This window comes from Flavobacterium ginsengisoli (assembly GCF_029625315.1).
Lineage (GTDB): Bacteria > Bacteroidota > Bacteroidia > Flavobacteriales > Flavobacteriaceae > Flavobacterium > Flavobacterium ginsengisoli.
The window spans coordinates 4,222,645-4,234,464 of record NZ_CP121110.1 but is presented as its reverse complement, the minus strand read 5'-3'; the positions used below and the strand labels follow the sequence as shown (position 1 = coordinate 4,234,464).

The following is an 11,820-nucleotide window of genomic DNA, read 5'->3' as shown; positions in this document are numbered from 1 at the left end:
AAATACAAAAAACAATGCCATCTGAATTGCAAAAAAAATTGGATTATGTAAATGCTTATAGAGAAAATCGTCTAAAAGCAGCGCAGGATGTTTTAGAAAATCCATCGCTTTTTAGTGAATTGGTTTCGATTTGCTTTTCACCAGAAGATAAAAACAATCATAAAGCCTGCTGGATTTTAGAATTTGTTTCGTACGAAGAATTGCATTGGCTCCAGCCTCATTTAGATTTTTCTGTTCGAATCTAAAAATTTTAAAAGACGAAAGTTCCATGCGTCCAATCGCAAAAGTGACGCAGCTTTTGGTAAAATCTCATTACAAAAAAAACGAAAATAGTATTTCTCTTTCCGAAAACAACTTACAAGATATTATTGAAGCTTCTTTTGATTGGTTGATAAACGATGTCAAAGTGGCAACAAAAGCCTATTCTATAAGAACTTTATATGTTTTAGGAAATCATTACGACTGGATTCACCCCGAACTAAAAGTGATTATTGACAAAGATTTCGGAGACCATTCAGCAGCCTATAAAGCCGTCGCCAAAGAAGTTTTGAAGAAAATAAAATAGTTCTTATAGCCACGAATTACACGAATTTTCACGAATTATTTTTTTAAATTCAGCTAAAAAAATTCGTGAAAATTCGTGTAATTCGTGGTAAACAAAAAAAATCCTTTCTAATCCTTTTAATCTGTGGCAGAAAAACTAAATTTTGGCTAAAAAAAGATTAAAAAGTATCTTTGCAAAAACACAACACAAAATGAATTATTTTTCTTCTGATTTTAAATTAGGAATATTAGGTGGCGGACAATTAGGTAAAATGCTTTTGTTCGATACCAGAAAATTTGACATACAAACTTACGTTCTAGATCCAAGCGACGAAGCGCCGAGTAAAATTGCCTGTAACAAATTCTTTCAAGGCGATTTAATGGACTATGAAACGGTTTATAATTTCGGGAAACAAGTCGATGTTTTGACTTTTGAAATCGAATTGGTAAACCTTGAAGCTTTAACGCAATTAGAAAACGAAGGTTTAAAAATATATCCATCTCCTAAAACCTTAAAAGGAATTCAGAATAAAGGTGTTCAAAAAGATTTTTACGCTAAAAACAATATCCCAACAGCACCATTCGAAAGATTTGAAAATTTAGATCAACTAAAATCTAAAATCAACGATCTGAAATTACCTTTCGTATGGAAATGTACCGAATTTGGTTATGATGGAAATGGTGTAAAAATAGTTCGCCAAGCTTCAGATTTAGATGCATTGCCAAATGTAGAATGCATTGCAGAAACTATGGTTCCGTTTAAAAATGAATTGGCAGTAATTGTAGTTAGAAATCCATCAGGAGAAATGAAAACCTATCCGGTTGTCGAAATGGAATTTCATCCAGAAGCAAACCAAGTTGAATACGTAATCTGCCCAGCAAGAATCGATGATAAAGTAGCTGAAAAAGCCAGAGCGATTGCTTTGCAAGTTTCAGAGAATTTCAATCACGTTGGACTTTTGGCCGTTGAAATGTTCCAGACTCAGGATGACGAAATTTTAGTAAATGAAGTTGCTCCGCGTCCGCACAATTCTGGACATTATTCAATCGAAGCAAGTTATACTTCACAATTCGAAAACCATTTACGCGCTATTTTAGATCTTCCTTTAGGAAACACAGATAGCAAAGTTGCCGGAATTATGGTAAATTTAGTCGGTGCCGAAGGTCATTCTGGAAATGTGGTTTATGAAAACATCGAAACCATTTTAGGATGGGACGGTGTTACTCCTCATATTTATGGAAAGAAACAAACACGTCCGTTTAGAAAAATGGGTCACGTTACAATTGTAAATGAAGATATGGCTGAGGCAAGAAGAATTGCACAAGAAGTTAAGGAAACTATTAAAGTGATTAGCGCTTAAATTAGTTTTCAGTCGCAGTTACAGTTTACAGTTTAAAACTATAATATTTTTTTAAGTATCAGGAATAACTTGAAACCTGAAACTTAAAACTTGAAACAAATAAAAAACATGAGCAAAGTAGCTATTATAATGGGAAGCATCTCAGACATGCCAGTTATGCAGGATGCAATCGACATATTAAAACAATTTAATGTAGAAGTTGAAGTAGATATCGTTTCGGCACACAGAACGCCAGAAAAATTATTCGATTTCAGTAAAAATGCACATACTCGCGGCATTTCGGTAATTATTGCCGGAGCGGGCGGTGCAGCACATTTACCTGGAATGGTGGCTTCAATGTCTCCGCTCCCTGTAATTGGAGTTCCAGTAAAATCGAGTAATTCGATTGATGGCTGGGATTCTGTTTTATCAATTCTTCAAATGCCAGGAGGCGTTCCTGTTGCAACGGTAGCTTTAAATGGAGCAAAAAATGCTGGAATCTTAGTCGCACAAATCATCGGAAGCCACGATAAAAAAGTTTTAGATACTATTATTTCTTATAAAGAAGAATTGAAAGCGGCGGTTAATAAAGCGGCTGAAAGTCTTAAATAGTTCTCAGTCTCAGTTTTCAGTCACAGTGAGCACTGAAAATTGAGACTGTGACTGAAAACTAAAAAAACAACTCTTTAGTCTCATTTTTTCATACTGAAAACTGGGACTGAGACTGAAAACTAAAAAAATGAGCGTATTAACACAATATTTCAATACCAAACATAACACAGCGCCTTTTTCGCAAATTAAAATCGAAGATTATGTTCCGGCTTTCAATGAAGGAATTGCTTTGGCTAAAGCCGAAATTGATGCGATCGTAAATAATCCAGATGCGCCGACTTTTGAAAACACAATCGTAGCAATGGATTTTTCTGGTGATGTTTTAGATCGTCTTTCTAGCATTTTCTTCAATTTGAATTCGGCTGAAACGAATGACGAAATGCAGAAAATTGCGCAGGAAGTTTCGCCTTTACTTTCAGAATTTGGAAATGACATTCGCTTAAATGCAGATTTATTTGCGAGAGTAAAAGCCGTTTATGATCAAAAAGAAAGTTTAAATCTGAATCCCGAACAAACTACTTTATTAGATAAAAAATACAAAAGCTTTTCGAGAAACGGAGCCAACCTGCCAGAAGACAAGAAAAACCAATTAAGAGAAATCGACAAAGAATTATCAAAATTGAGTTTACAGTTTGGCGAAAATGTTTTGGCAGAAACCAACAACTTCGAATTACATTTAACCGATGAGAAAGATTTATCTGGTTTGCCAGAAGGAACAATCGAAGCGACTAGATTATTAGCCAAAAATCAGGAAAAAGAAGGCTGGATTTTCACTTTAGACCATCCAAGTTATATTCCGTTTTTAACTTATGCTGATAATCGCGAACTGCGCAAAAAAATGGCGATTGCTTTTGGAGCAAAAGCATTTCAGAATAACGAATTCAACAATGAGGAAAATGTTCTGAAAATTGCAAAACTTCGTCACGAAAGAGCCAATTTATTAGGTTACAAAACACACGCACATTTTGTTCTAGAAGAAAGAATGGCCGAAAGCCCAGAAAAAGTTTTTTCTTTCTTGAATGATTTATTGGCAAAAGCTAAACCAGCGACTCAAAAAGAATTTGCTGAATTAACTGCTTTCGCGAAAGAATTAGACGGAATCGAGCAATTAGAAAAATGGGATGGTGCTTATTATTCTGAGAAATTAAAACAACAGCTTTTTAATTTAGATGATGAAAAACTGAAACCATATTTCCAATTAGAAAAAGTTTTAGACGGTGCTTTTACAGTTGCCAAAAAATTATACGGCTTAACTTTTACAGAGGTTTTTGACATTGATAAATACCACGAAGAAGTTACAACTTACGAAGTAAGAGATGCCGAAAACAATTTGGTTTCGATTTTCTACGCTGATTTCTTCCCAAGAAAAGGAAAAAGAAATGGTGCTTGGATGACTTCATTCAAATCACAATATGTAAAAGACGGCGTAAACGAAAGACCACATATTTCTAATGTTTGTAATTTTACAAAACCAACGGAAACAAAACCTTCGTTATTGACTTTTAATGAAGTAACAACTTTATTCCACGAATTCGGACACGGATTACACGGAATGTTGGCCGACACAGTTTATCCAAGTTTATCGGGAACTTCTGTTTATTGGGATTTCGTAGAATTGCCAAGTCAGATTATGGAAAACTGGTGTTACGAACCGGAAGCATTGGCCTTGTTTGCGAATCACTATGAAACGGGAGAAATTATTCCGATTGAGTACGTTCAGAAAATCAAAGAAAGTGCGAGTTTCCAAGAAGGTTTAGCAACATTACGCCAATTAAGTTTTGGATTATTAGACATGGCTTGGCACGGACAAGATCCAACAAACATTACAGATCTTAAAACTTTCGAAACAGAACAATTTGCTAACACGCAATTATATCCAGATGTAAAAGAAAATGCGATGAGTACCGCTTTTTCACATATTTTTCAAGGTGGATATTCTTCTGGATATTACAGCTACAAATGGGCTGAAGTTCTAGATGCAGATGCTTTTGAATATTTCCATGAAAATGGAATTTTCAACAAAGAAATCGCTAAAAAATTCAAAGACAATGTACTTTCTAAAGGAGGAACAGAACATCCAATGGTTTTATACAAACGCTTTAGAGGTCAAGAACCTAAGCCAGAAGCTTTATTGAAAAGAGCTGGATTATTATAGAGTTTCTAAGATACTAAGCTCCTAAGTTGCTAAGTTTCCTAGAGAATTAAATTTTAAAACCGAAGTAGAAATGCTTCGGTTTTTTATTTGGTTTTACTTTAACTATCTTAGCCTTTTTAAATCTTAATCTTACAAAATACATTTTGAAAAAATATTTTAAAATAGCTCTTTATCTTGCCATTATAGGATTGGTCGCGATTGTTTCTATTAATTATTATGTGAAATCTTCGACCAAGAACCATATCTATTATTCAGTAAAAAAGTTTCCGAAAAACGATGTCGGAATTATCTTTGGCGCTGGAATTAACGGGAATCAACCAAGCAAGTATTTAAAGGACCGACTTGATGCAGGAATTATGCTTTGGAAAGCAAAACGTATCAATAAAATTCTACTTTCTGGAGATAATGGCCGTGATGAGTATGATGAATTGACGGTAATGAAAAATTACTGTTACAATCATGGCGTTGACACTACGAAAATCTTTATTGATTACGCGGGATTTGATACGTATTCAACAATGTATCGCGCCAAACATATTTTTAAGATTAAAAAAGCAACTTTAATTTCACAGGAATATCATTTAAACCGTGCCATTTATATTGGACAAAAACTAGGCATTAAATCTTCTGGATATTCTGCTAATAATGGAGAATATCTTGGATATAATTATGTTCGTTTTAGAGAGTCTCTTTCTATTTGTAAATCCTTTTTTGATGTTTTGCGAAATCGCGAACCTCATTTTCTAGGCGGAGAAATTAATATTAATGGAGAATCAAATTACTCTAAAGAAGATAAGCGATAAAATACTAAAATCAAGAAAGCAAGAAAGTTTTTAAATTTGTACCGCTTGGATATTTTTTTGCCCAAGTTTGTCCATTTGAACTCCAACCATTATTCATATCATAAGATACGGTTCTGGAATGATCTGCACTTGCAGTCAAATCAACCATTATTCCAGGATTTTCGGCAATTGAAACAACCGTATTGTTTTCAATGTTATTATTAGTAAACATTAAAAATGCTTTATTAACAGGTGCAATTTTAATATTCTGTCCGTAATAGGAGTTAAAAGTACAATTTCCATAATACTTCTCTTCACTATTATTGTAAATAGAAATTCCTGTTGAATATCTATTATTTGAGTTATTTTGGATTAATACATTATCAAAAGTATTTAAAGAATCAACAGAAACCTTACCTGAATTTTCAATAAGCATGCGTTGTTTTAATTCAATTTGATAACTTGAACCTGATACAGAACTTCTACCTGTGGCGCTTCCTTTCTGCGGTCCCAATTGAGGTATGTATATAACGCTATTTTCTTTAATTTCACTTGTCGATAAATAACTGCAAAGAGTATCTTCCCATTCAATCAAAACAGATTGCAAAAAATCTTTAGTGATACTCCAGCATAAAGGCACAAATAACGAAGGGTTTTCGGTTTTACTGGCAAGAAAGCAACATAAAGTGTAATTTCCTTGATTTAATATTTCTACCGTATCTTGAGAAAACGTAGTTATTAATGAATATTTCATCAGCTTTTTTTTAAATGTTGAAATAAGGTTTTTCGAATCCTGTATACTAGATATAAAAATTACTCTTCACCAAATAATGATGAAGAGTAATAAAACTTATCAATACAAATTATTTGTTTTTATCACTTAGAGCTTTTTCATCTCTACTTGTGTTTTCAATTAACAGTTTTTTTAAATCTGTAAAAGCATCGAAATTTTTTAGCCACGTTCCTCCGCCAGCATCCCAGCCTGAGTCTATCGAATAATTAGTTTCGCGTGAAGTTACTCCTGTAAGATTAATAAAAGCTCCAGCCGACATTGCTTTAGTAATTACCGTTGCAGTTACAATTTGCTCTGTAGAAAAAATCAATGCAATTTTAGTAATTGGCGTAATCACTCTTGAAGATCCAGCTCCTAAAATTGGAAAAGCACATAAAATATTTGATTTACCATTTACCAATTGATTAATTCCAACTGTAAATTGCTGTGTATCTTTATTAAGAAAAGATACAGCACCATCATATCCGTCTGTACTAGATTCAATATTTCCAGAACCTTTTTCTATCGTTACTAATTGTCCTAAATCAGTTGCAATTGTGTTACTTGCTTCAATTTTAGTTTTAGGCGCAATTGTAGTGGTCGAATTGTATGCTTGAAACTCTTCTTCCCAAGTAATTTTTGTTTTCCCCAATAATTTTTCTGTTGGTAGATTAAACCAAACAGTAGGAGAACCATCACCAGTAGCCGCTACCGATTTAAATCCGTATAAAGAATATCCCTGATCTTTTAAAATTTTTACATCAGCCGGACTAATATTAATTGTTGTGGTAAAAGTTGCCATAATTTCATATTTGTTTGTATGTCCCTACTCATTGGCTTTTCGGGTTCCGCCCTGCATTATTTCCTGAATGCAAACAGTTCGTTTTTTAAAGTGGGTATTGCTCCGCTAAAATGCATTAAGCACTTTTCTTTCCAAACTTTGCAGTACCATCTTTCGTAGCTCCCGTAGTACACGGATAACTATCTCCACTCACTCTTGTACCACTTCTAACTTCATAGGTATATCCAGATTTAACTTCTCCCCATGATAGAACGGCAGAAAAACCTTCTTTATCTAAAGTTCCGTCTCCGTCAGCGTCTTTGACACTATTTCTGTAAAAATGTAATTTGCTCATAATTTTCTTATTTGATTACTAATTTTAATTTAAGCTATCGGCTTTTTTCTTTGCCGATAACATTTTTCATCTCTACTTTATTCGGGTTTCAATACATCTATTTATAACCTTTTAAAGCAAATTTGTAGCACTAAAAAAAAATCTTAAACTCAAACAAAATTTGATGTAACAGTAATGTCTCTCTTGTAACTTATTGGATATATTATATACCAGGTATTTCTGTTATCTTTTTTTATTTGAATTTGGACTCTTATCTTTCTTATCTGCAGAATAAGTTAACAAGCTTCTTAGATTCAATTTGTACAAATCCTGAATTCTAATAAGTCAAAATTACAAGTCAATCACTCATTTAACTTGTACAAAATCAGCCACTTATTATCAATTTGATTCATATTCCTTTTTTAATAAATTAATGAAGGGGAATAAAGTAGTTCTGCTTTCATATTTACTGGGACTGCAATTAAAATTTTTCTTGAAGACACGAGATAAATGGGCAACATCAAAAAAACCAGCAAGAAAAGCGGCTTCAGTTATTGATTTGTTTTGTAGCACTATTAATTCGGTAGCGTATTGAAGACGTATATCGCGAAGGAGGCGAACTGGTGAGAACTCAAATAAGGATTTCACTTTCCGATTGAGATTTGAGGAACTCATAAAAAGTTTGTCTGATAGCATTTCTATAGAAAATGCTTCATTATCAAGATTATCAATAATAGTAATTAGCAATTTTGCAAACCATTTATTTTCATCCTTTAATTGAATTAGTTTATTAAAACACTCATCGTTAAGAGGAATTTTCCAATCATGAGGATTAAAAACAATTATAAGTCCGTTTTTACGATATGCCAATGGAGAAATCCCAAATTCCTGCTTGAACTTACGGCTGAAATGAGTTACACCGCTAAAACCACAATAAAACGCTGTTTCTTCTATAGAATATCTGTTTTGACTCAGAATATGCTTTGCTAGATCCATTTTATAATGCAAAATGAGTTTCTTGGGCGAGAAACTCATTTCTTTTTTCATCTTACGGTTAAGCTGAGATTTGCTAATTTTCAATTGATTTGCTAATTGGTAAACGCCAAAAGATGCATCTGTTTTTTTTCTTGTATTATAACATGCACTTGACTTAAAAAAGGCTCATTTAAAAAATAATTACTTAAATCAAATGCACTTTTCTTTCTTTCGAATTCTTTCATGATTAATTTGTTTTTGGATAATATTTAGTGGTTAATTCTTTATTTGTTTAAAAAAGCGCAAACAAAAAATGTATCTTATATCTTTCAAAAAAAATATAAGGCATACGAATTTACACATAAAAGTATTGCAAACAATCACAAAAAGTAATCTAAAACTGTCAAATCAAACAAAACTAAATAATAGAGAAACAAAAAAGACCTACAAAGAATATTCTTTGTAGGTCTCTTTATTTTTATAACTTAATTTTACTCTTTCTCTAAAACTCTTTTTGCCAACTTTCCAACAGTTAATCCTTGAACTACAATTGAGAATAAAACAACAATATAAGTTACCTCAAGCAACAAGTTTTTATATTCGCTTTCTGGCATTGAAAGAACTAACGCAATAGAAACTCCACCGCGAATTCCTCCCCAAACCAAAACCATCAATGAACCTTTATTGTAAGCCGATTTAATTCCGAAGAACTTAAAGATATCGAAGAATTTCCAAGGTAAAACAATCGAAGTTAATCTTGAAAACAGTACAATAAAAATGGCAACAATACCTGTCAACAACTGTTTGTCTAAATTTGGAAGCAATAATAATTCGAAACCAATAAATAAAAACAAAACGGCATTTAGAATCTCATCAATAAGTTCCCAAAATTTCCCTAAATAATCTTTGGTCACTTCGCTCATGGCCACTTTTTTACCATAATTTCCAATAATCAATCCGGCAACAACCATTGCTAACGGACTCGAAACGTGTAAAGCCTGTGCCACCAAAAATCCTCCTGTTACTATGGAAAGCGTTATAAGAACAGAAACTTTATAATCGTCAATTTTTTTCATGACTCTTGAAGCTGTAAATCCGAAAACCGCTCCTAATAAAAGTCCACCGATTCCTTCTTCTATAAATAACAAAGAGATCGAGCTAAAAGTTGCATCAAATGTTGGATCGGTTGCCATTTTTAGAACAACAGCAAACATTACTACTGCTACTCCATCATTAAACAATGACTCACCAACAATTTTAGTTTCTATTCTTTTTGGAACTTTTGCTTCTTTTAAAACTCCTAAGACCACAATTGGATCAGTTGGAGAAATTAGAGTTCCAAAAACTAAACAAAATATGTAAGGTATTTTTATTCCTAAAAGTGGCGCGATATAAAATAGAAGCATCGAAATTATCAAAGCCGATAAAACAACACTTACCGTAGAATAAATCATAATAGGCACTTTTTGTTCTTTCAGATCAGCCATATTTACGTGCAATGCTCCAGCAAATAAAAGAAAATTCAACATGGCTCCCATTAGGATTTCGTTGAAGTCAAATTCCTTTATTAAATCAAAAAAATGCTTAGTAGTTGCAGGAAAATAAGAATCTCCCAAAAGGCGAATTCCAACCGAAACCAGCATGGCAATAATCATGATTCCGATGGTTCCAGGAAGTTTTAAAAATCTTAAATTCAAATAGGCGAAGAAAGATGCCAATACAATTAGCACCGAAAATGTGTAGTATAATTCCATAAATTGTGATTTTTACAAAAATAGCTGTACCATTATTTAATCAAAAATTTCGTGCGTTGAATTAACATAACTTTATTATTCGTTAAATAACTTCGAACCATTACTATAAATAAAAGCCAAAGTAAAATTAAATCTACTTTGGCTTTATAAAATCGAAATAGTATAATTTAGTTTCTAATATGAAAATTATTTTTTTACTTTTTCTCTTTAATAAATTTCTCTAACTGTTTAACTTTCAAAGCCTCTATTTCTTCTATACGTTTTGCTCTTGAGCTAGCAGAATTAGTAGCATTTTTACCAGTAAGTGCAACTGCAGGTTTGGTAAATAGTAAATAATCTCCAAATAAATGACTTAAGAATAATGGAGATTTACCTGGTCTTTTGTCGTCAAAGTTTTCAGATTGATGGCAATAAAAACAACTAATTAAATTTGTATTATTAATTTGGTGTATATCATTTTGGAAAGTCTGCGTATAGGTTTCCATTGTAATATTTGCCAAATTAACCGAACCTCTTGCTAATGAATCTGGAAGTGCACTTGAAATATCTCTAGTGACAATTGCTTTGATTTGATCTTGAGAAGAAAATCCATCAAAATCTAACCAAATAGAACCATTATAAAAATAATTATTAAAAACATCTTTCAGATTAGAAGCGACGCACTTATTAATATTATCTATATTATTAAAGTTAACTGGTTCTGTCTGACTTGTTGCCATAAACGAACCCGTACCTAAATCTTTTGGAATACCATACTCATAAAGAATAAATGCCTTATTTGGAGTAATCGGCGAGGCTGTACTTTTTTGCCATTTAATCCCATTTATACCAGTACTTGTTCCTTTTTCATAAAACAACATTTCATTTGCAGCTGTTACAGAATTGTTTTTCTTATCGTAGACAGGCGCCATATCTTTATGCTCAAAAGTAGCCCAGACAAATTCAGGATGATTTTTTACAATCCCCACCACGTGCATACCTAATAATGCCACAGTTCTTACAACATATTTCCCTTTATTGTTTAAAACAGCGAGCTTTTGTTGTAAAATAATTTTTTTGTCGCTCTTTTGCAATTGCATCTATGTTAATCCAGGAAACTTTTAATTCTAATGCCCCAACAGGAAATGTTTCTGAATTCGAAACCGGTAATTTTCCGCTGTTGATCAACGCAGCAGTCGTAACGGCCTTGTCTTTTAGCAGATTGTTAACGTGAATTGAATAATAAACAGTATCTGCAGCATTGTTAAATTTTGGATTAGATCGCAAAATGCCACGGGAACCAGCCTGATTAATAGAACTCAGCGCTAATTTTATACCTAACTGTGGTGCTACATCTTCCATTTGAGGACTCACCAAAGTTAAAGAATCTAAAAAGAAAGGATTTCCGCTTGGCAAAGGTTTTGTTACCCACAAAAACTTTTGCCATGACCATTGATGAAAATCACAGTTTGTAGTCGTCTTGCTATCAAACGGACTTCCATCACCTTCTGCTGGAGCTGGAGTCTGTTCATGGGGAAACCAGCTAGACTCACATTCGCATGGCGTCGAAGGTACCGATGCATTCGCATATCCAGAAGATGAATCATATTTGTTTATTATTTTTTCCTTATTTAGAAAAAAGAGTGTAACAGCTGCTATCAAAACAACAACTACTAAACCGATTATAACTTGTTTTCTTTTCATTTGTTTTTTTTTGATTAAGTTTTTTTTTAGGGAATTGAATGTAAAAGAGCCGCCTATTACAGACGGCTCCTCTAAATCCAAATTGTAAA

Annotated in this window: 14 protein-coding genes; 6 read left to right on the top strand and 8 right to left on the bottom strand. The window is 32.9% G+C overall.

The genetic code is table 11. The features are described from left to right. Positions 1–14: 14 nt before the first annotated feature. From P5P87_RS19910 to P5P87_RS19885, 6 genes are all read left to right on the top strand, one after another. Complete coding sequence (locus P5P87_RS19910; protein ID WP_278020371.1) at positions 15–245, top strand: hypothetical protein; 231 nt, start codon at positions 15–17, stop codon at positions 243–245. 23 nt (positions 246–268) lie between these two features. Further along, positions 269–565 (top strand): hypothetical protein, encoded by a 297-nt coding sequence (locus P5P87_RS19905; protein ID WP_278020370.1) that lies wholly within the window; start codon positions 269–271, stop codon positions 563–565. A 190-nt stretch (positions 566–755) separates the two neighbouring features. After that, positions 756–1,904, top strand: a complete 1,149-nt coding sequence (locus P5P87_RS19900; RefSeq protein WP_278020369.1) for a 5-(carboxyamino)imidazole ribonucleotide synthase — start codon at positions 756–758, stop codon at positions 1,902–1,904. Positions 1,905–2,012: 108 nt separating this feature from the next. After that, positions 2,013–2,495, top strand: coding sequence for a 5-(carboxyamino)imidazole ribonucleotide mutase (gene purE, locus P5P87_RS19895; protein WP_278020368.1), 483 nt, complete (start codon positions 2,013–2,015; stop codon positions 2,493–2,495). Positions 2,496–2,622: 127 nt separating this feature from the next. Continuing rightward, the gene (locus tag P5P87_RS19890) at positions 2,623–4,650 is read left to right on the top strand and encodes a M3 family metallopeptidase (RefSeq protein ID WP_278020367.1); all 2,028 of its coding nucleotides are present in this window, start codon (positions 2,623–2,625) and stop codon (positions 4,648–4,650) included. A 143-nt stretch (positions 4,651–4,793) separates the two neighbouring features. Beyond that, positions 4,794–5,453, top strand: coding sequence for a SanA/YdcF family protein (locus P5P87_RS19885; protein ID WP_198857805.1), 660 nt, complete (start codon positions 4,794–4,796; stop codon positions 5,451–5,453). 10 nt (positions 5,454–5,463) lie between these two features. Here the strand turns inward: P5P87_RS19885 and P5P87_RS19880 are convergent, their stop codons facing one another. From P5P87_RS19880 to P5P87_RS19845, 8 genes are all read right to left on the bottom strand, one after another. Beyond that, positions 5,464–6,186: a hypothetical protein gene (locus P5P87_RS19880; RefSeq protein WP_278020366.1), complete on the bottom strand. Its 723-nt coding sequence runs from the start codon at positions 6,184–6,186 to the stop codon at positions 5,464–5,466. Positions 6,187–6,295: 109 nt separating this feature from the next. Then, positions 6,296–7,006 (bottom strand): hypothetical protein, encoded by a 711-nt coding sequence (locus P5P87_RS19875; RefSeq protein ID WP_278020365.1) that lies wholly within the window; start codon positions 7,004–7,006, stop codon positions 6,296–6,298. A gap of 115 nt (positions 7,007–7,121) precedes the next feature. Next, positions 7,122–7,340 carry a hypothetical protein gene (locus P5P87_RS19870; RefSeq protein ID WP_177211997.1) on the bottom strand — a complete coding sequence of 73 codons (219 nt, stop codon included), beginning with the start codon at positions 7,338–7,340 and terminating at the stop codon, positions 7,122–7,124. A 378-nt stretch (positions 7,341–7,718) separates the two neighbouring features. Then, complete coding sequence (locus P5P87_RS19865) at positions 7,719–8,399, bottom strand: helix-turn-helix transcriptional regulator (RefSeq protein ID WP_278020364.1); 681 nt, start codon at positions 8,397–8,399, stop codon at positions 7,719–7,721. Between the two features lie 8 nt (positions 8,400–8,407). Further along, complete coding sequence (locus P5P87_RS19860; protein ID WP_278020363.1) at positions 8,408–8,539, bottom strand: hypothetical protein; 132 nt, start codon at positions 8,537–8,539, stop codon at positions 8,408–8,410. 246 nt (positions 8,540–8,785) lie between these two features. Further along, entirely contained in the window at positions 8,786–10,048 is a 1,263-nt protein-coding gene (locus P5P87_RS19855; protein ID WP_177211995.1) for a cation:proton antiporter, read from the bottom strand. Positions 10,049–10,242: 194 nt separating this feature from the next. After that, positions 10,243–11,121: a hypothetical protein gene (locus tag P5P87_RS19850; protein WP_278020362.1), complete on the bottom strand. Its 879-nt coding sequence runs from the start codon at positions 11,119–11,121 to the stop codon at positions 10,243–10,245. After that, positions 11,063–11,731 carry a hypothetical protein gene (locus P5P87_RS19845; RefSeq protein WP_278020361.1) on the bottom strand — a complete coding sequence of 223 codons (669 nt, stop codon included), beginning with the start codon at positions 11,729–11,731 and terminating at the stop codon, positions 11,063–11,065. Before P5P87_RS19845 ends, P5P87_RS19850 begins: the two co-directional genes overlap by 59 nt. Positions 11,732–11,820 lie beyond the last annotated feature (89 nt).